The sequence below is a fragment of the Microbacterium sp. BLY genome (assembly GCF_017939615.1).
Lineage (GTDB): Bacteria > Actinomycetota > Actinomycetes > Actinomycetales > Microbacteriaceae > Microbacterium.
Map to the genome: position 1 here is coordinate 1,153,926 of NZ_JAGKSR010000001.1, position 21,531 is coordinate 1,175,456.

Annotated in this window: 22 protein-coding genes; 14 read left to right on the top strand and 8 right to left on the bottom strand. The window is 72.3% G+C overall.

Annotation, left to right across the window (positions count from 1 at the left end; all coding sequences use genetic code 11):
- Position 1 precedes the first annotated feature (1 nt).
- Together KAF39_RS05850 and KAF39_RS05855 are read right to left on the bottom strand one after the other, a co-directional pair.
- Entirely contained in the window at positions 2-1,102 is a 1,101-nt protein-coding gene (locus KAF39_RS05850) for a HAMP domain-containing sensor histidine kinase (RefSeq protein ID WP_210676381.1), read from the bottom strand.
- Positions 1,095-1,766, bottom strand: coding sequence for a response regulator transcription factor (locus KAF39_RS05855; protein WP_210676382.1), 672 nt, complete (start codon positions 1,764-1,766; stop codon positions 1,095-1,097). Before KAF39_RS05855 ends, KAF39_RS05850 begins: the two co-directional genes overlap by 8 nt.
- Before the next feature lie 87 nt (positions 1,767-1,853).
- Here KAF39_RS05855 and KAF39_RS05860 point away from each other — a divergent pair, with 87 nt between their 5' ends.
- Genes KAF39_RS05860 through KAF39_RS05875 form a run of 4 tightly spaced genes read left to right on the top strand, consistent with a single transcriptional unit; the run spans position 1,854 to position 5,016 of the window.
- Complete coding sequence (locus KAF39_RS05860) at positions 1,854-2,516, top strand: M15 family metallopeptidase (protein ID WP_210676383.1); 663 nt, start codon at positions 1,854-1,856, stop codon at positions 2,514-2,516.
- The gene (gene alr, locus KAF39_RS05865; protein WP_210676384.1) at positions 2,513-3,637 is read left to right on the top strand and encodes an alanine racemase; all 1,125 of its coding nucleotides are present in this window, start codon (positions 2,513-2,515) and stop codon (positions 3,635-3,637) included. Before KAF39_RS05860 ends, alr begins: the two co-directional genes overlap by 4 nt.
- Positions 3,634-4,584, top strand: a complete 951-nt coding sequence (locus KAF39_RS05870; protein ID WP_210676385.1) for a D-alanine--D-alanine ligase — start codon at positions 3,634-3,636, stop codon at positions 4,582-4,584. Before alr ends, KAF39_RS05870 begins: the two co-directional genes overlap by 4 nt.
- 42 nt (positions 4,585-4,626) lie before the next feature.
- Entirely contained in the window at positions 4,627-5,016 is a 390-nt protein-coding gene (locus KAF39_RS05875; protein WP_210676386.1) for a VOC family protein, read from the top strand.
- 16 nt (positions 5,017-5,032) lie between these two features.
- Here the strand turns inward: KAF39_RS05875 and KAF39_RS05880 are convergent, their stop codons facing one another.
- The 6 genes from KAF39_RS05880 to KAF39_RS05905 form a co-directional block, all read right to left on the bottom strand.
- On the bottom strand, positions 5,033-7,618 hold the full coding sequence (locus KAF39_RS05880) for an RNA helicase (protein ID WP_210676387.1): 2,586 nt from the start codon (positions 7,616-7,618) through the stop codon (positions 5,033-5,035).
- A gap of 24 nt (positions 7,619-7,642) precedes the next feature.
- The gene (locus KAF39_RS05885) at positions 7,643-8,113 is read right to left on the bottom strand and encodes a hypothetical protein (protein WP_210676388.1); all 471 of its coding nucleotides are present in this window, start codon (positions 8,111-8,113) and stop codon (positions 7,643-7,645) included.
- Positions 8,110-8,670, bottom strand: coding sequence for a hypothetical protein (locus KAF39_RS05890; RefSeq protein ID WP_210676389.1), 561 nt, complete (start codon positions 8,668-8,670; stop codon positions 8,110-8,112). The genes KAF39_RS05885 and KAF39_RS05890 overlap by 4 nt, the downstream gene beginning before the upstream one ends.
- Before the next feature lie 71 nt (positions 8,671-8,741).
- Positions 8,742-9,113 (bottom strand): hypothetical protein, encoded by a 372-nt coding sequence (locus KAF39_RS05895; RefSeq protein ID WP_210676390.1) that lies wholly within the window; start codon positions 9,111-9,113, stop codon positions 8,742-8,744.
- A gap of 140 nt (positions 9,114-9,253) precedes the next feature.
- Positions 9,254-9,913 (bottom strand): DNA alkylation repair protein, encoded by a 660-nt coding sequence (locus tag KAF39_RS05900; RefSeq protein WP_210676391.1) that lies wholly within the window; start codon positions 9,911-9,913, stop codon positions 9,254-9,256.
- Positions 9,914-10,016: 103 nt separating this feature from the next.
- Complete coding sequence (locus tag KAF39_RS05905) at positions 10,017-11,054, bottom strand: aromatic acid exporter family protein (RefSeq protein ID WP_210676392.1); 1,038 nt, start codon at positions 11,052-11,054, stop codon at positions 10,017-10,019.
- 101 nt (positions 11,055-11,155) lie between these two features.
- Here KAF39_RS05905 and KAF39_RS05910 point away from each other — a divergent pair, with 101 nt between their 5' ends.
- The 10 genes from KAF39_RS05910 to KAF39_RS05955 all read left to right on the top strand — a co-directional run bounded on the left by KAF39_RS05910 (position 11,156) and on the right by KAF39_RS05955 (position 21,531).
- Positions 11,156-11,611 carry an SRPBCC family protein gene (locus KAF39_RS05910; RefSeq protein ID WP_210676393.1) on the top strand — a complete coding sequence of 152 codons (456 nt, stop codon included), beginning with the start codon at positions 11,156-11,158 and terminating at the stop codon, positions 11,609-11,611.
- A gap of 96 nt (positions 11,612-11,707) precedes the next feature.
- Positions 11,708-12,796, top strand: a complete 1,089-nt coding sequence (locus tag KAF39_RS05915) for a DUF998 domain-containing protein (RefSeq protein WP_246878244.1) — start codon at positions 11,708-11,710, stop codon at positions 12,794-12,796.
- Positions 12,797-12,941: 145 nt separating this feature from the next.
- Positions 12,942-13,169: a hypothetical protein gene (locus KAF39_RS05920; RefSeq protein ID WP_210676394.1), complete on the top strand. Its 228-nt coding sequence runs from the start codon at positions 12,942-12,944 to the stop codon at positions 13,167-13,169.
- A 68-nt stretch (positions 13,170-13,237) separates the two neighbouring features.
- Positions 13,238-16,105: a helix-turn-helix transcriptional regulator gene (locus tag KAF39_RS16120; protein WP_210676395.1), complete on the top strand. Its 2,868-nt coding sequence runs from the start codon at positions 13,238-13,240 to the stop codon at positions 16,103-16,105.
- Positions 16,106-16,179: 74 nt separating this feature from the next.
- Entirely contained in the window at positions 16,180-16,383 is a 204-nt protein-coding gene (locus KAF39_RS05930; RefSeq protein WP_025104028.1) for a cold-shock protein, read from the top strand.
- Between the two features lie 233 nt (positions 16,384-16,616).
- A complete protein-coding gene (locus KAF39_RS05935) occupies positions 16,617-17,642 on the top strand; it encodes an iron-siderophore ABC transporter substrate-binding protein (protein WP_210676396.1) in 1,026 nt (341 codons plus the stop codon).
- A gap of 32 nt (positions 17,643-17,674) precedes the next feature.
- Positions 17,675-18,718, top strand: coding sequence for an iron ABC transporter permease (locus KAF39_RS05940; protein ID WP_210676397.1), 1,044 nt, complete (start codon positions 17,675-17,677; stop codon positions 18,716-18,718).
- Positions 18,715-19,788, top strand: a complete 1,074-nt coding sequence (locus tag KAF39_RS05945; protein WP_210676398.1) for an iron chelate uptake ABC transporter family permease subunit — start codon at positions 18,715-18,717, stop codon at positions 19,786-19,788. Before KAF39_RS05940 ends, KAF39_RS05945 begins: the two co-directional genes overlap by 4 nt.
- Positions 19,785-20,585 carry an ABC transporter ATP-binding protein gene (locus KAF39_RS05950; RefSeq protein WP_210676399.1) on the top strand — a complete coding sequence of 267 codons (801 nt, stop codon included), beginning with the start codon at positions 19,785-19,787 and terminating at the stop codon, positions 20,583-20,585. The genes KAF39_RS05945 and KAF39_RS05950 overlap by 4 nt, the downstream gene beginning before the upstream one ends.
- Positions 20,575-21,531 (top strand): siderophore-interacting protein, encoded by a 957-nt coding sequence (locus KAF39_RS05955; RefSeq protein ID WP_210676400.1) that lies wholly within the window; start codon positions 20,575-20,577, stop codon positions 21,529-21,531. Before KAF39_RS05950 ends, KAF39_RS05955 begins: the two co-directional genes overlap by 11 nt.

A 21,531-nucleotide genomic window follows, 5' to 3' on the forward strand; every position in this document is an offset into this window, starting at 1 on the left:
GTCAGGTGCGGGCGGCGGGGAACGGATGGGGGAACCAGACCGTCACGATGAGGCCGCCGCTCGCGCGCGGGGTCAGCACGAGGGTGCCGCCGTGGGTCTGCGTGATCCGCTGGACGATCGCGAGGCCCAGGCCGACCCCGGCGTGATCGGCCGACCGGACGCGATCCGTGCCCCGCTGGAAGGGCTCGACGAGGGTCGCGACCTGCGCCGCGGTGAGCGGGGCCCCCGTGTTCTCCACCACGAGAGCCACGGCCTCCGGGAGGGCGTGCGTCCGCACCGCCACGGAGCCGCCGCCGTCCGTCCTGTTGTGGACGATCGCGTTCGCGACGAGATTCGTGGCGAGCTGCGGCAGCAGCGCCGCCGAGCCGAGCACCGTCGCCGGGACGCCGCTCACCTCCACGGCGACCCCGAGGCGGTCGGCCAGCGGCACGAGGGCCTCGACGGACTCCTCGGCCAGGAGGGACAGATCGACCAGGGTGCGCGGGAACGTGCGCTGATCCGCCCTACTCAGCAGCAGCAGCGCCTCGGTGAGGTCGATCGCACGCGTGTTGACCTCGCGCAGCCGGTCGATCAGCGCGTCCACGTCCCGGTCGGGGTCGGTGCGGGCCACGTCCAGGAGCGTCTGCGAGATCGCCAGCGGGGTGCGCAGCTCGTGCGAGGCGTTGGCGGCGAAGCGCTGCTGTTCGGCGACGTGCGCCTCCAGCTGCTCCAGCATCGTGTCGAAGACGTCGGCGAGATCGCGGAACTCATCGCTCGGACCCTCCAGGCGGATCCGGTGGGAGAGGGAGCCCTGGGCTGCGAGCCGCGCCGCATCGCCGATGCGTTCGAGCGGAGCCAGCATCCGCCCCGCGAGCAGCCACCCGCCGCCGAGGCCGATCGCGAGCAGCGCGACCATGACCATCGCGGCGACCGGCACGAACGCCCGGATCAGGTCCGAGCGGTTGGGGACGAAGAACTCCACGACGGGGATCTGGACGTCCGGCACGTAGCGCAGCAGATACGCCGCCACCGCCCCGAGGAGCAGCGCGCCGGAGACGACGACGATGCCCGCGTAGCTCAGCGTGAGCTTGAGGCGGACGCTCAGCCCTCTCCGCCTAGGCATCCGCGTCGTCCCCGATCCGGTAGCCGACGCCGGGCACCGTGAGGATCAGCCACGGCTCGCCGAGGCGCTTCCGCAGCGACGAGACCGTGATGCGGACGGCGTTCGTGAAGGGATCGGCGTTCTCGTCCCAGGCGCGCTCCAGCAGCTCCTCGGCGCTGACCACCCCGCCCTCGGCGTCGACGAGCACCTCCAGCACGGCGAACTGCTTGCGCGTGAGGGCCACGTACCGGCCGTCGCGGTACACCTCCCGGCGGAAGGGATCCAGGCGCAGGCCCGCGATCTCCAGTACCGGCGGCCGCGATCGCTGTCGCCGGCGATCGAGCGCGCGCAGCCGCAGCACCAGCTCGCGCAGCTCGAACGGCTTGGTCAGGTAGTCGTCGGCGCCGATCTCGAAGCCCGATGCCTTGTCGTCGAGGCGATCGGCGGCGGTGAGCATGAGGATGGGGATGCCGCTTCCCGAGGCGACGATCTCCCGCGCGATGTCGTCGCCGGAGGGGCCGGGCACGTCGCGGTCGAGGACGGCGATGTCGTACGCGTTGATGGTCAGCAGCTCCAGCGCGGTGTCGCCGTCGCCGGCGATGTCGGCGGCGATCGCCTCGAGCCGGAGGCCGTCGCGGACCGCCTCGGCGAGGTAGGGCTCGTCCTCGACGATCAGCACACGCATGGCTGTGATCCTACGCAGTGGGGTATATCGGCGATGTATGGAAAACGGCATACGCCGGGGCAACCGCGACCTCTCTTCACTGGAGGCATGAACGACCTCCGCCCCTCCCGAGACGTCCGGACGCGGCGACGCCGCCGGATCGTCGCCACGGTCGCTGCGCTCGCGCTCGTCGTGCTCGCCGCCGTCGCCGTCCAGCAGTCGCTGTCGGCCGCCTTCGCCGGGACGGCCCCGGCCGCCACCGGTCCCGCCCCCTCCGGCGGATCGCACGAGGCCTCCGGCGCGTCCGGCGCGCCGAGCGAGGCCGACGGCGTGATCCGCGACGGCGACCAGCCCACCGTGTTCGACACCGACCGGGTCGCGATCGCCCGCCTCGACCCCGCGCTGCTCGACGCCCTGCAGCGTGCCGCGACGGACGCACGGGCCGACGGCGTCACGTTCCTCGTGAACAGCGGATGGCGCTCGGCGGCGCTTCAGGAGCACCTGCTCCGGGAGGCCATCGCCGAGCGAGGCGAAGAGGAGGCGCGACGCTGGGTGGCGACCGCCGAGACCTCCGCGCACGTCTCCGGCGACGCCGTTGACCTCGGCCCGCTGCCGACCCTCGACTGGGTCGTCCAGCGCGGATGGCGGTACGGACTCTGCCAGACCTATGCGAACGAGTCCTGGCACTACGAACTGCGACCAGAGGCCGTCGACGACGGGTGCCCGGCCGCGTACGCCGACCCCACCGAAGACCCGAGGATGCGGCGATGACCGCCGTGCTCGCCCCGGAGGGGGCGATCCTCCGGCGACCGCACGCCCCGACCCTGCGCACGCTCCCCGACGCGGTCGCCGCGAACGTCCGCCGGGTCGGCGCGACCGCGGCGGTCCCGATCATGGCCGTGGTCAAGGCCAACGGCTATGGCCACGGAGCCCTCACGGTCGCGACGGCCGCCGTCGCCGCCGGCGCCGACTGGCTCGGGGTCACGGACGTCGCCGACGGCGTCGCGCTGCGGGAGGCCGGACTGCGCGTGCCGATCCTCGCCTGGCTGCACCCCGCCGGCATCGACGCGCCGCTCGCCACCGCCGCGGGCATCGACGTCGCGGTGGGGTCCGTCGACGAGCTCCGCCAGCTCGTCGCCGAGGCCGACGGGCGCGTGCGCGTGCACCTGCACCTGGACACCGGGATGGCCCGCGGCGGGTGTCCGGTGGAGGACTGGGACGCCCTGCTCCGGACCGCGAGAGCCACCGACGGCCGGGTCGAGGTCGTCGGGGTCATGGGCCACCTGCCACGCGCGGAGGCCGCGGATCCGCGCGCCAACGCGGCCGCCGTGCTGCGGATGCGGCAGGGGAGGGACGCGGTGCTGCGCGCCGGCTTCGGACCGCTGCTGGTGCACCTCGCGGCGACGGCGGGCGCGCTCACCGACCCGTCCACCCACTTCGATCTCGTGCGGATCGGGGCCGGACTCGTCGGGATCGATCCGTCGGACACGGTCCCGCTGGCCGGGGCCTCCCGCTGGACGGCGCCCGTCGTCCACAGCGCCGCCGTCCCGGCCGGGACCGCGGTGGGCTACGGCAGCACGTATACGACGCGGGTGGCCACGCACCTCAGCGTCGTCGGCGTCGGGTACGCCGACGGCATCCCCCGCGAGCTCGCGCCGGGGGTGGGCATTGCGATCGGAGGGGAGCGGCACCCGCTCGTCGGAAGGGTGTCGATGGACCAGATCGTCGTCGACACCGGCGACAGGGTCTACCCGCGCGGGGCGGTGGCGACGGTGTTCGGCCCGGACGGCGGCGCGGTGCCGTCGGTGCAGGACTGGGCACGGTGGGCGGGGACGATCCCGCACACCATCGTCACGGGCATCGGCCCGCGAGTACGGAGGAGTGCGGCATGACGTCGAAAGTGCTGGTCATCGGAGGAGGGCGGAACGCGGAGCACGAGGTGTCGCTGGCCTCGGCCGCGGCGGTCGCCGCGGCCCTGCGGCAGGGCGGACACACCGTCACCACGGTCACGATCGATCGCGACGGGGTCTGGCGGGCGGACGGGATCCCGCCGGGCGCGAGCCCCGTCGCGTCCCTCGAGCGCGCCTTGCCGCTGCTCGCGGCGTGCGATGTCGTCTTCCCGGCGGTGCACGGCGTGCTCGGCGAGGACGGCGCCCTCGCGGCGCTGTGCGCGCTCGCCGGGGTGCCCGTGGTCGGATCGGCGCTGGGCGCGGGAGCCCTCGGCATGGACAAGTGGGCCACGAAGCTGGTGGCGCAGGCCGTGGGCCTCCGGACCGCTCGCGGACGCCTGGTCGCGGCGGACGACATCGGCGACGTGGAGTTCGACGGCGCCGTCGTCGTCAAACCCGTGACGGCCGGATCGAGTCACGGGGTGAGCCTGGTGACCGCCGCGGACGACCTCCTTCCCGCCCTGCGGGAGGCGGCCCGTTTCGACCGGCGGATCCTCGTCGAGGAGGTCGTGCGCGCCCGCGAGATCGACGTCGCCGTGCTCCGGGAGAAGGGCGGGGTGCGGTGGGCGGCGCCGCCGCTCGAGATCCATGCGCCCGGGCTCTTCGACACCGCGACGAAGTACGACGGCACGGCCCGCTTCACCGTCCCCGCGGCGCTCGACGCGGCCGCCACCTCGGCGCTCCGGCGGGCGGCGATCGCGATGTTCGATGCGCTGGGATGCGCCGGCGTCGCCCGCATGGACTTCTTCCTCACCGACGACGGCCCGGTGCTCAACGAGGTCAACACCATGCCGGGGCTGACGGCGGCGTCGCAGGTGCCGCGGATGTTCGCGGCGGCCGGGGTGGACTACGTCGACCTCGTGGACCGGCTGGTGCGCGCGGCCGTCTGAGAGGGTCTCGACACGGGGCGTCCGGAGGCGGATGCTGGGGAGATGGCAGCCTTCACAGCGGAGAACGCGTTCAGCGGGTTCAGCGTCGACGACATCGACGCGGCGAAGGAGTTCTACGGCACGACCCTGGGGCTCGACGTCGAGGTCAATGCGATGGGTTTCCTCGAGCTGCGGCTGTCCAGCGGCGGATCGATCCTCGTGTACGCGAAGCCGAACCACAGCCCGGCGAGCTTCACGATCCTGAACTTCCCGGTGGACGACGTCGACGCCGCCGTGGACGAGCTCAACGCGCGCGGGGTGCAGACCAAGATCTACGGGGACGACGAGTTCCCGTCCGATTCGCGCGGCATCGTGCGCGGGAACGGGCAGGGTCCGGACATCGCGTGGTTCCGCGACCCGGCGGGCAACGTCCTCGCCGTCCTGCAGGCGTGATCCCGGGCCGTGCCGGTCAGAGCCGGTCGACGGCCGTCACCGTGAGGACGGCCTCGCCGGCCTCATCGGACGCCGCCAGGTCGACGGTGGCGCTGATGCCCCAGTCGTGATCGCCCGCCGGGTCGTCGATGATCTGCCGCGCGGTCCACTCCGTCGGTCCTTCCGTGAAGAGCAGCATGCGGGAGCTGCGGGCGTCCGGACCGGTGCCGATCTCGTCGTGCTCGGCGAAGTACGCATCCAGCGCGTCCGACCAGGCGGCGCCCCCGAACGACGGATCGAGGTCGGCCAGGGCGTCCACGTCCTCCCGCGCGGCGAGCTGCACGCGCCGGAAGAGCTCGTTGCGCACCAGGGTGCGGAAGGCGCGCGTGTTGCTCGTGAGGCGCTTCGGGGCGGGCGGCACGATCGGTTCGTCGTCGTCTCCCCGGGCGACCGGCCCCGCGGCCAGCTCGCTCCACTCGTCGAGCAGGCTGGAGTCGATCTGGCGGACGAGCTCGCCGAGCCACGCGATGAGGTCGTGGAGGTCCTCGTCCTTCCGCTCCTCCGGGATCGTCTGGGAGGCGGCACGATACGCGTCCGACAGGTACCGCAGGACGACGCCCTCGGAACGGGCGATCTTGTAGAACGCGACGTACTCGCCGAACGACATAGCCCGCTCGTACATGTCGCGCACGACGGACTTCGGGTGCAGCTCGAAGTCGCGGATCCACGGCTGCGCCGCGCTGAACGTCTCGAACGCGGCCTCGAGCAGTTCCTCCAGCGGCTTCGGGTAGGTGATGCCCTCGAGGAGTTCCATGCGCTCGTCGTACTCGATGCCCTCCCGTTTCATCGCCGCGACGGCCTCGCCCCGGGCCAGGAACTCCTGCTGGCTGAGCACGGCGCGGGGGTCGTCGAGCGTCGCTTCGACGATGGAGATCATGTCGAGCGCGTACGACCCCGTCCCCACCTGGGTCCCTGAGCCCTGGGTCCCTGAGCCTGTCGAAGGGTGGGTCCCTGAGCCTGTCGAAGGGTCCAGTAGGTCGAACGCGGCGAGGGCGAACGGCGACAGCGGCTGGTTGAGCGCGAAGTTCGGCTGCAGGTCGACCGTGAGGCGGACGCCCGGGGGTGCACCGGGCACTCCCGTGTCGAACGTCTGCACGACCCCGGACTCCCGGAGGGTGCGGAAGATCGCGAGGGCGCGGAGGGCGAGCGCGCGCTGGCGGGCGCGGGGCTCGTGGTTGTCGAAGACGAGTCGGCGGACGTTGCCGAACACGTCGCCGCCCCGCGCGATGACGTTGAGCAGCATCGCGCTGGTGATCTGCATGTGCGAGGTGAGGGTCTCCGGCGTCGCGTCGATGAGCTTGCGGAACGACGGCTCGCCCCACGACACGAACCCGTCGGGTGCCTTCTTGCGGATGATCTTTCGCTTCTTCTTCGGGTCGTCGCCGGCCTTGCGGATCGCGGCGAGGTTCTCCGTCTCGTGCTCCGGCGCCTGCGCCACGACGGTGCCCGCGGTGTCGTAGCCCGCGCGTCCGGCCCGGCCAGCGATCTGGTGGAACTCCCGGGCGTTGAGCTGGCGCATCCGGGTGCCGTCGAACTTCGTCAGCGCGGTGAGGAGCACGGTCCGGATGGGGACGTTGATGCCCACGCCGAGCGTGTCGGTGCCGCAGATCACGCGGAGCAGGCCGCGCTGGGCCAGCTGCTCCACGAGCCGGCGGTACTTCGGCAGCATGCCGGCGTGGTGCACGCCGATCCCGGCACGGAGGAAGCGGGAGAGCGTCTTGCCGAACGCCGTCGTGAACCGGAAGCCGCCGATGAGCGCGGCGATCTCGTCGCGCTGCTCCCGCGTCGCCACCTTCGTGCTCGACAGCGCCTGCGCCCGCTCCATGGCGGCGGCCTGCGAGAAGTGCACGATGTAGATCGGCGCCTGGCCCGTGTTGAGGAGGTCGTCGATGGTCTCGTGGATCGGCGTCGTCTCATAGAAGAAGTGCAGCGGGACCGGGCGCTCGACGCCGGTGACCGAGGCGGTGTCCCGCCCGGTGCGGCGCGTCAGGTCGGCGGCGAGGGTGGTGACGTCACCGAGGGTCGCCGACATCAGCACGAACTGCGCCTGCGGAAGCTCGAGGAGCGGCACCTGCCACGCCCACCCGCGGTCGGGGTCGCCGTAGAAGTGGAACTCGTCCATGACGACGAGACCGACGTCCGCGGCCTCGCCCTGCCGTAGCGCGAGGTTCGCGAGGATCTCGGCGGTGCAGCAGATCATCGGGGCGTCGGCGTTCACCGACGAGTCGCCCGTCACCATGCCGACGTTCTCCGCCCCGAACACCTCGGCGAGGGCGAAGAACTTCTCGCTCACGAGGGCCTTGATCGGCGCCGTGTAGTAGCTGCGGCGTCCGCCGACCATCGCCGCGAAATGGGCGCCGACCGCGACGAGCGACTTCCCAGTGCCGGTTGGCGTGGACAGGATCAGGTTCGCGCCGGAGACGATCTCGATCAGCGCCTCGTCCTGCGCGGGATACAGGCGGATGCCCGTCGACTCCGCCCACTCCACGAACGTCAGATACACCGCATCCGCGTCCGCCGCGTCGGGGACGAGAGAGGGGTCGAGCCGCGGCGTGGGAGTCATGATGCTTCGATCATCCCATCTGCGTCATGCCGCCGATCCCGTGACCCCGAGCGCGGTGAGCAGCTCGTACGCGGTGGAGCGGGCATGCACGATGACCGTGCCGAGCTGCGACGAGGACGCCGACACCGACAGCAGCAGCTGTCCGTACGGCACGAGGATGAAGCTCAGCAGCGCCATCTGATTCTCGCCGATCGACAGCGACACGATCGCCGACAGGGTCGGCTCGGTCCCGCCGGCGATGATCTCCGCCTCGGCCCGCGCGACCCCGAACAGGGTGCCGTTCATGGCGGCGAGCCGCTCGCCACCGTCTTCATCGACGCCGACGGCGGCGATGGGGAGGCCGTCGGCCGTGCTGAGGACCGCGGTCGTCAGCTCCGGGAAGCGCTCCTCCAGCTCCTGCAGCCGGGTCCGTGCGGACAGCCCGACGATCTTCGACCACAGCGTCCAGTTGCCGGCGACGTCGGGATGCATGTGGGACGGATCGGGTGTGGTCATGACTTCTCCTCCGGAAGGTCGAGGGCGACGCTGACGGCGCGCATCACGTCGTCGCGGTCACGGGCGTCGGCGAGGAGGACGCGCGTGAGGGGGATGCCGTGGTGTTGCAGGACGTCGGCGAGCGTCCGCCGGATCTCGCGGAGCGGGCGGCCGGCATCGTGGCTGATCGCGATGGCCACGCGGTGCTCCTCCCCGGCGAACACCCCGAGCCATTCCGCGGCGTCGGCGACGAGCGTGTCGCTGTCGGCGCGGAGCCAGAGCAGCACCCGCGTGCCGGCGACCGCGGCACGCTGGCGCGCGGCGGCGAACCGCTGCTGCCCGGGGATGCCGATGAGCGCGACCGTGACGCCCGGCGCCGGGCGCCAGGTCCCGAAGTCGAGCCCCACAGTCGTGGTGGTCTTGCCGTCGCCGCGCGTGAGGGTCATCGGCACATCGGTGTCCACCGGCGGCGCGTCGCTCAGGGCGCGGATCGCCGTCGTCTTGCCGGCGCCGACCGGGCCGGCGAACAGCACGCGGTACCGCGAGGGCAGATCCGTCCGGCGGCGGCGCGGACGCATGATCCCGCTCCCGCCTCGACGGCTCCTCCGCGGCCGGGGACCGCCGGGGCCGCTCCCCACGGCCCCGGTGGTCACGCGCGGAGAGCGGCGACGCGGCGGTTGACCGAGGAGCGCAGCAGCGCGAGGTTCGTCGCCTGGCGGTCGGCGGCGAGGTAGATGAACAGGTCGTCGTCGAGCATCTTGAGCAGGTGCAGCTGCGTGTTCAGCGTCAGCAGCATGTCCTCCAGCTCCGCGTCGATGCCGAGGGCCTCGATCGTGCGCCTCTTGTTCTTCACGATCTCGCTGTTGAACGCGCTCGCGACCTCGAGGTCGAAGTCGGGACGGACCGAGCTGGAGGCGAGCGGCAGCCCCGACTCGAGGTCGACGATCGAGGCGCCGATGAATCCGTTGACGTCGTGCTTGATGTCCGCGAGCAGCGTGTTGAGCTCGTCTTGTGTGGCCATGGTCCTCTCCCCAGTTCCTGTTCGTGGTGTGCGGCAGCGGCCGCGGTCTGCGATCCCCCAGCGCCGCACGACCTGTGAAGTGTATAACGTTACCCGCCGACAGACCAGTCGTGGACCGGATTCCGGCGGTGGGATCGCGGTCAGCCCTCGCGGCGGCGGACGATCTCCGCGATCCAGAGAGGCGCGAACGGGGACGTGCAGCCGGGGGCCGTGGGATAGTCGGCGAGCACCTGCAGGCGCTCGCCGATGCGCACCGCGCGGGCACGCAGCTCGGGGTGGAAGATGCCGATGTTCGCGAGGGTCTCGTTCATCGCCCACTGCAGGCGCGGCGCGGCGTCCTTCAGGTCGCGCTCGATGAGGTCGAGCAGGTGCGGCAGGTCGAGACCGTCGGCGTCCTTCGTCACACGGACCGTCGTGAGGGACCACGCGGCGGCGGCGACGGTGGGGTCGTCGTCGTCGAACCAGCGCCGCCGGAGCTCCTCCGCCAGGGGCGACTTCTTGAGGACGTAGTTCACGAACCAGTCGTTCACCTTGGGTGGCCGGGTCTCCCGCAGCATCGCGTCGAGTTCGTCCGCGGAGAAGTCGGCCGGACGGCACACCAGCAGCGCGAGCAGCCGCGCCGCCGTGTCCCCCGTCGCCCACAGTTCGCGTGCCAGGGCGTGGTCGGTCCGGATGCGCTTCGCCAGCGCGCGCATCCGGCTGAGGTTGATGCCGTGGTCGTCGCCGCGCTTCTCGTTCGCCGCGCGCTGCTTCGGATCCTCCAGCGCCGCGAGCTCCGCCAGCGCCTCCTCGACTGTCATCCCGTCAGGGTAACCCCCGCGACCCACCCCTTTCGGTGCGTCCCGGCCCGTTGCGGACGCACGCACGGGGCCGGGAGGCGCGAAAGGGGGTGGGTCGGCGAAATCAGTCCTCGTCGAGGAGCTCGCCGCGGATGCGGCGGAGGTCTTCCATGAGCGAGCCGATGAGGATCCAGTGCTGCGAGGACGGCGGGCGGATCACGAGCGGAGCCGTCAGAGCGGGGATCGCGGAGGTGAGGGCCTCCGGCTCCGGAGCCGGCGCCGCGGTCTGCACGGCCAGGCGCACATCGTGCCCGGCGCGGCGCAGCTGCTCCGCGATGGCGGCGACCGCCGGCTCCTCGCCGAGGCGGTCGTCGTAATGGTCGAAGTAGGCGCGAGTCATGCCGATGGTCTGCGTGACGATGGGGGAGAGCCGGTCGAGCAGCGCCTTCAGCTCCTGCAGATCGGCCCGGTGGGTCGAACGCCGCGGATTCAGCGTGAGCGACTCCTCCCCGGCGGCGATCGCGGCGTCGGCGGCATCCTTCATGGGGCGCAGCAGCCGCACCTCGAGCATGAGCTCCTGGAGCCGCGCCGGGGTCTGCGGCTCCGGCAGCGCCTCCGCGAGGCGGTCGAGACTCGCGGCGAGCTCGCGCCCCAGCATGCCCACGTTCTGCCGGGCCGGCTCCACGAGGACGGGAGGCACGATCAGCGCGTTCACGACGATCCCGATCACGACCCCGATCAGGGTCTCCCCGATCCGGGCGACCGCGTACTCCGGACTCGACGACCCGAGCGCGAGCACGAGCATCGCCGAGATCGCGACCTGGTTGCCGGTGCCCGGCGACGCCCGGAAGACCCACGCCACGAGCATCGCCACGACGATCGCCAGCAGCACGATCCAGCTCGGCGAGCCCAGCAGCAGGCCGAGGCCGACCGCGATCACCACCCCGACGATGACGCCGATGCTGCGCTCCAGCGCCTTGGACAGCGACTGGTTGACGCTCGGCTGCACGACAAGCAGCGCGGCGATCGCCGCGAACACCGGCAGCTGCCCCGGGAACACCAGGCCTGCGATCAGCCACGCGACGATCGTGGCCGCGGCCGACTTCACCACCTGCAGGAGGGGCGAGCGCTGGGAGGCGCGGATCGCGGCGGGGATGCGCATGACCTCCACGGTAGTCGCGCCGATGTCAACCCCATCGCCCATCCCGCGCGGAGCGGGCTGAATAGAAACACACGAACGACGAACAAGTGAGGAGCATCCCCATGGTGCAGATCATCGAGACCATCGACGTCGACGTTCCCGTCCGCACGGCGTACAACCAGTGGACGCAGTTCGAGAGCTTCCCGAAGTTCCTCGACGAGGTCGTCTCCATCACGCAGATCGACGAGACCCACACGCACTGGAAGGTGAACGTGGGGGGCGCGGAGCGTGAGTTCGACGCCGAGATCACCGAGCAGCACCCGGATGAGCGCGTCGCGTGGAACAGCGTCGGCGGCGAGACCGAGCACGCGGGCGTCGTGACGTTCCACAAGCTCGACGACAGCACCACGCGGGTCACGGTCCAGCTGGACTGGGAGCCGGAGGGGCTGCTGGAGAAGGTGGGCGCCCTCGTCGGCGCCGGATCCCACGCGGTGAAGAAGGATCTGAAGAACTTCAAGGAGTTCATCGAGGGCCGCGGTGTCGAGACCGGCGCCTGGCGCGGTGACGTGGACGCCTGACGTCCCCTTCGACGAGGCCCGGGATCGCCCTGTGCGGTTCCGGGCCTCGTCGCGTCTGGGCGTGCGGACGTCGGACGGGCGTGCTTGCATGGGCGCATGGACACGAGGGAGCGTCTGCGCGGTGAGGCTCGGGCGGTGCTCGCGACCGTGGTCTGCTTCGTCGCGGGAGCTGTCGCCGGAGCGCTGCTCCTCGCCGGCCCGCCCCGCCCGCTGACCGGGGAGGGCTCGCTGGCGCTCCCGGCCGCGGGCGTCGCCGGCGTGGTCGCGGCGCTCGCGTTCGTCGTCTCCACCAGCCGGCACCGGCGAGGGGAGACGGCGCAGATGCCGCGGTGGCAGCGCATCGTGTCGCACCTGTCCGCCGCCGCGCTCACCGTCGCGTTCGGCGCGGTCACGGCACTGGGCGTGCTGCTGACGACCGAGGTGCTCGCGGTCGGGCTGCAGGGACTCGCGCTCGGCGCGATCGGCGGCGGGCTGCTCACGGGCGTCGCGTCCGCGGTCGGCGGACGGCTCGCGTTCGGCGCGGGCATCGGCCTGCGCACGGCCGACCTCGCCGCGCTCCTGTTCGCCTTCCTCGTGATCGGCACCCTGTTCGCGATGGTGACGGCGGCGGACCCGCGGTGGTGGGAGCAGAACTTCTCGCAGCTCGGCGTCGGGTGGGCCTTCAACGGCACCCTCGTCGTGGCGGGGCTGCTGGTGGCCACCGTCGGGGCCTACATCGGTCGCGACCTGCACCGGCTGCGCGGGGACGCCGCTCTGCCCCGCATCGCGACGGTGGTCCTGCTGTGGGCGGCCGCCGGTCTCGCACTCGCCGCGGTCGGGCTCCTTCCGTTGTCGCGCGGACCCGTGCCGCACGACATCGCGGCCGTCGCGGCGCTGCTCCTGTTCCTCGCGGCCGCCGGTGCGACGACCCTCGCCGTCCCGGGGCGCCCCCCCGCTCTCGTGGCGACCTCCGTCGCCGTGGGGGTGCTGGTGGTCGTGGCCGTGCTGCTGTGGTGGCCCCTCGGGTTCTTCCCGGTCACCGCGGTGGAGGCGGTCGTCGTCGGGCTCGGTCTGCTCTGGATGACGACGCTCGTGCGGGTGCTCGCGATCCTCTCGCCGGACCGGTCCCGTCCCTCCGCGCGGAGCTCGCTGTGGCCGGGCAGGCGGTCGCGCGCGCTCAGGCCGGTTCGCGGCGCAGGAGCCTGAATCGGCGCGGGAGCCTGAACCGGCGCGCGGGCGTGTGGAGGTAGGGAGTCGAACGGGAGGGGGATGCGGAAGATAGGGCATCCGTCCGATGTCGAGGGGGCACCTCAGAGCGGAGTGTAGGGATACGAGCCGTCGAGGAGACATCATGTTCGAGCACCCCTATCTCACCCCGCAGATCACCGCCTTCGAGCAGGAGCGGATCGAGCGCGAAGCCGCCCGGCGGCGCCTGCTCATCGAGAGGGCCGATCAGATCGTGCCGCGCCCGGCGGGACCGCTCCGCCGGCTGCTGCAGCGGCTCGCCCGGCAGGGAGCGCGGCACGCGGCGCGTCCCGCGGCCGCCTCGGGCGCCGGCGAGCCCGTCGGCGCCCGATGACCGATGGTGTGATGCTGCCGTTCCCGGCCGGCCGTCCGGATGTCGGCGGCGAGTGGCACCATGGATCCATGGCTCCCGCCCCCAGTGCCGCGATGGTCGGGCGCGCTGCCGAGCTCGCCCAGCTGCATCGCCTGTTCGACGACGCGCGGGCGGGCGTGCCCGCCGCGCTGCTCGTCGAGGGCGAGGCCGGGATCGGCAAGTCGCGGCTGGTGCGCGAGTTCGGACTCGAGGTCGCGAACGCCGCCGACGTGCACGGCGGCTGGTGCCTCGACCTCGGGTCCTCCCGTGCCCCGTTCGGCCCGCTCCCCGGCATTCTCCGATCGATCGTGGGACGGCTGGGGGCCGAACGCGTGCGTGACGCGGTCGGCGTGGGGGTCGAGGCGCTCGGGGTGCTGCTGCCCGAGCTCGTCGACGCGCCCGCGGCCAGGGACCGCACCAGCCCGGAGCGCCTGCGCGACGCGATCGCCTCGCTCATCGAGGCGGCCACGGAACTGGCGCCGCAGGTCATCCTCATCGAAGACCTGCACTGGGCCGACGATTCGACTCTCGCGATCCTGTCCTTCCTGCTCCGCACCCTCGACCGCGGGCGGCTGCTGCTGCTCCTCACCTGCCGCACCGACGACGTGCGCCGAGGCGACGCGGTGAGCCGGTTCATCGGCGAGGCGACGCGCGCCCGGCTGCTCGAGCGGATGACCGTGTCGCGCCTCGACGACGACGCGGTCGGTGAGCTCGTCACGCAGATCACCGGGCGGGCGCCGACCGCGACGGCGCTGGCGCGGCTGCAGGTGCGTGCGGAAGGCGTGCCGTTCTTCGTCGAGGAGATTGCCGGCTGCGACCAGGGGCCGCTCCCGGAGAGCCTGCGCGACCTGCTGCTCGCCCGGTTCGACCGCCTCGGCGACGACGCACGGCGAGTGGTGCAGGTCGTGTCCGGTGCCGAGCGTCCGCTGACGGATCCCCTCCTCCGCCACCTCGTCCCGCTCTCGCAGGACCGCATCGAGGACGCGGTCCGCGAGGCCGTCCGCAGCGGCATCATCGTCGTGGGCGAGGACGACTACCGCTTCCGGCACGCGCTGCTGCGCGAGGCCGTGCACGACGACCTGCTGCCAGGGGAGCGGGCGCGACTGCACCGCGCCTACGCCGAGGCCCTGGAGGAGGCCGGGGGCGACGACGCCGCGGCGCTGGCGCACCACTGGCAGCTCGCGCAGGACGACCGCCGGGCCCTCACCGCCGCGGCGGATGCCATGCGGCAGGCCAAGGCCCAGTACGCGTTCGCGAGTGCCGCCCGCTTCGGTGAGCTCGTCCTCGAACTGTGGCCCCTCGTGCCGGACGCCGCGGAGGCGACGGGCTTCGCGCGCCTCGACCTCCTCCACCTGCTCGGCTCCGTCCTGCGCAACGCCGGGGACGGGGAGCGCGCGCTCGCCGTCGCCAACGTCGCCCTCAGCGAGGTCGATCCGGCGACGGTGGACCCGCGGCTGCACGCCCGGCTCCTGCGCAACAAGGCCCTGTACCTCGTCAATCTCGGGCGTCTGGGGGCGATCCCGCTGCTGCAGGAGGCGCTCGCGCTCGCGGAGCGCGTCGACGACGACGTCTTCCGGGCGGAGCTGCTGAACCAGCTCGCGAGCCGTCGCATGATCGCGGGGGATCGCGAGGAGGCGATCCGGCTGACGGACGAGGCGGAGCGCCGGGCGACGGGCGCCCCCACGACGGATCAGCTGTCGATCGCCGCGAACGTGCGCGGCGGATCGCTGGCGCACCTCGGCCGGGTCTCCGAGGGGGTGCGCGAGTACGCCCGCGCGCGCGACCTGGCGGAGGGGGCGACCGCGGAGATGCGGTACCGCGTGAACTACTCCGATCTGCTGACGCTGCTCGGCCGCTACCGGGAGGCGGTGGCCGTCGCGGAGGAGGGCCTGCGGCGGGCCCGCGAGCTGCGGGTCGAGCGCACGTCGGGTTCGATCATGGCGCAGAACATGATCGTGCCGCTGCTCGAGCTCGGGGAGATCGACCAGGTGGAGGACATGCTCTCCCGCGACTTCCTGCAGGGCACGCTGCGCGTCTTCCGGATGTACATGAGCATGACCCGGGTGCGCGTGCTCGCCTGGCGGGGCCGGGCGGCGGAGGCGGCGGAGACCCTGCGGGAGTGGCTGCCCGCGTTCGAGGAGACCGGGGGCTCGGAGCGGCAGATCTGGTACGACCGGATCACGATGCAGGTCGCCGTGGCCGAGAGCCGGGGCGAGCTCCGCGCGGCGCTCGACGCGATCCGGGAGATGGTGGAGGACGAGCGCCCGGCGCTCCTGCACCAGCGCCGGCTGCTGCTGGAGGGCGGAGCCCTCGTGTCCGTGCTGCGCGCGGACGGCGCCGATGCGGAGGGCGTGACGGAAGTGCTGCGGGCGTCCTGGGAGGCGCAGCCGGCGGAGTTGCAGGACGACGCCTGGTCGACCGTGCTGCATGCGCTGCTCGACCCGGACCCCGCGGCGGTCGACGCGGCCCTGCGGCAGGCCGATGGCGACGATGTGCCGGTGACCCTCCGGGTGGTTCTGCGGCTCGAACGGGCCCGACTCCACGTGGCCGACGGCGAGCGTGCGGAGGCGGCGAGCGTCCTCGCGGCGGCGACCGCCATCGCCGACCGCCTGGGGCATGTGCCGCTGCAGCACGCGCTCACGCGGTTCGGCGAGGCGGCCGGGCTGCGGCCCTCCGCCCCGCGCGGAGGGGCGGAGGGGGAGCAGCTCACCGCGCGCGAGAGGCAGGTGCTCGCGCTCATCGCCGAGGGGCTGAGCAACCGTCAGATCGGGGAGCGCCTGTTCATCAGCGTGAAGACGGTGAGCGTGCACGTCTCGGCGGTGCTGCGCAAGCTCGGGGTGAGCACCCGCACCGAGGCCGCTGTGGTCCATCGCGCCGACGGCGACGGGGCGTCCCGTCAGCCGGCCGTGGTAGCGTGACCGAGCATGCATGTCGGATCATCGGCATGATGCAGGCCGCGCGAGCGGCCGGTTCAACAGAAAGTAGAAAACACATGGCCACTGGCACTGTGAAATGGTTCAACGCGGAGAAGGGTTTCGGCTTCATCGCTCCTGATGACGGCACCGAAGACCTCTTCGCCCACTACTCGGCTATCGCCGGCTCCGGTTTCAAGGAGCTCCGCGAGAACCAGAAGGTCGAATTCGACGCTGAGCGTGGCCCCAAGGGCATGCAGGCGGCGAACATCCGCGCTCTCTGAGCGTGCGCTGACTTCCTGAAGCCGGTCGGATCCGTACGGATCCGGCCGGCTTTTCGCATGCCCGCCCGCTTCGAATCGCGCAACGGGCGGCATCCGGGCGCCGACTGGGACAAGGTGAGTGACTCGAGACGGGAGTGAGGTCGCCCTAACCTCCGTGTTAGATTAGGCGAGGCTTACCAAAGGCCTGATGCTCTCGCGTCGACACCCCATCTCCCACCCCGAAGGGAACGCCTGTGCGCACCTCTCGACTTCTCGCCCTCGGCGCGGCCGCCGCGCTCGCCGTGACGCTCTCCGCCTGCTCGTCCTCCGCGCCGGAGTCGACCGCGACCACCGGAGCCAACCCGGCCTCCGACGACGCGTTCCCCGTCACCATCGAGCACGTCTACGGCGAGACCACCATCGACGAGAAGCCCGAGCGCGTGGCCACCGTCGCGTGGGCCAACCACGAGGTGCCGCTGGCCCTCGGCATCGTGCCGGTCGGCATGAGCAAGGCGACCTGGGGCGACGACGACGACAACGGCATCCTGCCCTGGGTCGAGGAGAAGCTCGACGAGCTCGGCGGCGAGGCCCCGGTGCTCTTCGACGAGACCGACGGCATCGACTACGAGGCCGTGGCCGACACCGAGCCCGACGTCATCCTCGCCGCGTACTCCGGCCTCACGCAGGAGGAGTACGACACGCTCTCCAAGATCGCGCCGGTCGTCGCCTACCCCGACGTCGCCTGGGGCACGTCCGTCGACGACATGGTCGAGATGAACTCCAAGGCCCTGGGTCTCGAGGCCGAGGGCGAGGCGCTGATCGACGACCTCCACGCCGACGCCGACGCCGCCCTGGAGAAGTACAGCATCCTGAAGGACAAGAAGGTCCTCTTCACGTACTTCGACCCGAGCGACCTGAGCCAGATCGGCTACTACACCGCGGCCGACACCCGTCCCGGCTACCTGCACGACCTCGGCCTGCCGCTCCCCGCGATCGTGGAGGAGAACGAGGACAGCGATCAGTTCTTCCTGGAGGTGAGCGCGGAGCAGGCGCAGAAGTTCGACGACGTCGACGTGCTCGTCACCTACGGCGACGACTCCACGCTCGCCACGCTGCAGGCCGACCCGCTGCTGTCGAAGATCCCCGCCATCGCGGAGGGCCGCGTCGCGATCCTGCCCGACGCCACGCCCATCGCCGCGTCGGCGAACCCGTCGGCGCTGTCGATCCCGTGGGGTCTCGAGGACTACCTGGCCATCCTCGCCGCGCCGCTCGAGAAGTAAGCTCCGCGTCCGCCCCCCAGCGGAGACTCGTCGTGATCTCAGCACCCGTCCTCGCGCCGGACGCCGCCACCCTGCGGCGTCCGGCGGTGGTGCGCACCCTCTGGCTGCTCGCCGGGGTCGGGGTGATCCTCGTCCTCGTCGTGCTCTCCGTGTCGTTCGGGGTGCGTGCGGTCACGATCGATGACATCCTCGCCGGGCTCGCGGGTCACACGGACACGATCTCCGAGGCCGCGGTCGTCAAGCGCATCCCCCGCACGGTGCTCGCGCTCCTCGTGGGGGCGGCGCTCGCCCTCGCCGGGGCGACCATGCAGGCCGTCACCCGCAACCCCGTCGCCGACCCCGGCATCCTCGGGGTCTCGAACGGCGCCTCCTTCGCGGTCGTGCTCGGCATCGCGTTCTTCGGGTTGAGCAACCCCTACGGGCAGATGGCGTTCGCGATCGTCGGCGCCGCGGTGGCCGCCGTGTTCGTCTACACCGTCGGCTCGCTCGGCCGCGGCGGGGCCACCCCGCTCAAGCTGGCCCTCGCGGGGGCGGCGACCTCCGCCGCGTTCGCCTCGCTCATCAGCGCGGTCATGCTGCCGCGGGTCGACCTGCTGCAGACGTTCCAGTCGTGGCAGATCGGCGGCGTCGGCGGGGCGGAGTGGCCGCGCATCGCGATCACCGCTCCCGTCCTCGCGGTCGGCGCCCTCATCTGCTTCCTGTGCGCGCGGGGCATGAACTCCCTCGCCCTCGGCGACGACATGGCCACCGGGCTCGGCGAGCATGTGCTGCGCACCCGGATGCTGTCGGCCCTGGGCGCGGTCATCCTCGCCGGCGCGGCGACCGCGATCGCGGGGCCGATCGGGTTCGTCGGCCTCATCGTCCCGCACATGTGCCGGATGCTCGTGGGAACGGACCACCGCTGGCTGCTGCCGTTCTCGGCCCTGGCCGGCGCCGCGCTGCTCACCGCCAGCGACATCGTCGGGCGCGTGATCTCGCCATCCTCCGAGGAGATCCAGGTGGGCATCATCACCGCGATCATCGGGGCGCCGTTCTTCATCTGGATCGTCCGCCGACAGAAGGTGAGGGAGCTGTGAGCACGACGGAGCACACCCTCGTCCGCGGCGACGAGTCGGCCGCCGCCCGCATCGCACGGGTCATCGCCGGGCGCCGGGCGCGGCACCGCCGTCACGCGCTGGTCACCGTCGCCCTCGGCGTCGTGGTGGTCGTGCTGTTCGTGGTGGCGCTCATGGTCGGCAACACGTTCTACCCGCTGGACGAGGTCATCCGCGTGATCCTCGGCGAGACGGTGCCCGGGGCCTCGTTCACGGTCGGCGACCTCCGGCTCCCGCGCGCGGTCCTCGCCGTCCTCACCGGTCTCGCGTTCGGCATGGCGGGCGTCACCTTCCAGACCATGCTGCGCAATCCGCTGGCCTCCCCCGACATCATCGGCATCTCGAACGGCGCCGGGGCGGCCGCGGTCTTCGGGATCGTCGTGCTCTCGCTCAACGGCCCCGCCGTCTCGCTGCTCGCGCTCGTCGGCGCCCTCGTGACGGCGCTGGCGATCTACCTCCTCGCCATCAAGGGCGGCTTCGCGGGCACCCGCCTCATCCTCATCGGGATCGGCGTCGCGGCCATGCTGCAGAGCGTCATCTCGTACCTGCTCTCCCGGGCCGCGAACTGGGACATCCAGACCGCGATGCAGTGGCTCACCGGCAGCCTCAACAACGCCTCGTGGGAGCGGGTGCTGCCGATGGCCATCGCCGCGGCGATCCTCGTGCCGCTGCTGCTGTCGCAGGGGCGGGCGCTGGGGGCGCTCCAGCTCGGGGACGACTCCGCCGCGGGGCTCGGCGTGCGGGTCACCGCCACACGCCTCGTCTTCATCCTCGGCGCCGTGGCCCTCCTCGCGTTCGCGACCGCCGCCACCGGGCCGATCGCCTTCGTCGCCTTCATGGCCGGACCCATCGCCGCGCGACTCACCGGTCCCGGCGCCACGCTGCTGCTGCCCAGCGGTCTCGTCGGTGCGGTGCTCGTGCTCGGCGGCGACCTCATCGCCCAGTTCGCACTCGGCGCGCGCTACCCGGTCGGCGTCGTCACCGGCGTCGTGGGTGCGCCGTACCTGATCTACCTGCTCATCCGCACCAACCGCACCGGAGGCTCGCTGTGACCGCCGCCCACCGCCTGTCCGCCGAGGGGATCACCCTCTCGTACGGCGACCGCACCGTGGTCGAGGGGCTCGACCTGCAGATCGCGCCCGGGAAGATCACCACGATCGTCGGCGCGAACGGCTGCGGCAAGTCGACGCTGCTGCGTGCCCTCGCGCGGCTGCTGTCCCCGGCGAACGGCGAGGTGGTCCTCGACGGGAAGTCCATCCACGCCCGTCCGACGAAGGAGGTCGCCCGCATCCTCGGTCTGCTGCCGCAGTCGCCCGTGGCCCCCGAGGGCATCGCCGTCGCCGACCTCGTCGGCCGCGGGCGCCACCCCCACCAGCGGGCGCTGTCGCGGTGGAGCGCGCACGACTACGAGGTCGTCGCCGACGCCCTCGACGCGACCGGCATCAGCGACCTCGCCGACCGCAGCGTCGACGAGCTCTCCGGCGGTCAGCGGCAGCGGGTCTGGATCGCGATGGCGCTCGCGCAGGAGACCGACATCCTGCTGCTGGACGAGCCGACGACCTTCCTCGACGTCGCCCACCAGGTCGAGGTGCTCGACCTGCTCACCGACCTCAGCGTCGCCCGCGGCACCACGATCGTGATGGTGCTGCACGACCTCAACCTCGCCGCGCGCTACGCCGACGAGCTGGTCGCCATGAAGGACGGCCGCGTGCATGCGACCGGCGCCCCGCAGGAGATCGTCACCGCCGAACTCGTGCAGGAGGTCTTCGGCCTCCCCAACCAGATCACCATCGACCCGGTCTCCGGCAAGCCGCTGGTCACCCCCATCGGGAGGCATCATGTCCGCTGAGTCCACCACGACGGAGCGCCCCACCTACATCCTCACCCGCGCCGAGGTGCGCGCCGTCGAGCGCGTCTCCCCGTCGTTCGTGCGGGTGACCCTCGGCGGCGACGAGCTCAGCGACCTGGGAACGCCCGGCGAGGTGTACGACAGCCGCATCAAGCTCGTCTTCCCGCCCGCGTCCGGCGTGCTCGCCGAGATCGACCGGTCCACGGACGACTGGTGGGGCTCGTACCTGGCCGTCCCGGAGGAGGAGCGCGGCTCGATGCGCACCTACTCCATCCGCGCGCTGCGGATCGCCGACGACGGCCGCACGGAGGTCGACGTCGACTTCGTGCTGCACCTCGAGCCCGGCCTCACCGGTCCGGCCTCGCGCTGGGCGAGCACGGCCGCGGTGGGGCAGGAGCTGTGGCTCGTCGGTCCGCGGCGGGGTGTCCTGGCGCACGGCGGAGCGGAGTATCAGCCGGGGGCGGCGACCTCGGTCGTCCTCGTCGGCGACGAGACGGCGGCCCCCGCCATCGCCCGCATCCTGGAGGACGCCCCGCGCGACCTCCGCGGGGTCGCGTTCATCGAGGTGCCGTCGCCCGCCGACGTGCTGGCGATCGACGTGCCGGCCGGGGTGGACGTGCACTGGCTGCCCCGGGACGCCGGGGACCCCCACGGCCTGCGCCTCATCCCCGCGGTGCTCGAGTACCTGGGTGACGACGACGCCGCGGACGAGATCCGGGTCGCCGACATCGAGGGGGAGGACCTGCTCTGGGAGACGCCGGCGTACTCGGGACTCGGGGAGGAGATCGCCCGGGAGGACGACCCCGCCGGTCGCTACTTCTGGATCGCGGGCGAGAGCGGTGTCGTGACGACGCTGCGCCGGCACCTCGTGAAGGACCTCGGGGTCGACCGCGCGCAGGTCGCGTTCATGGGCTACTGGCGCCGCGGCGTCGCGATGCGGGGCTGA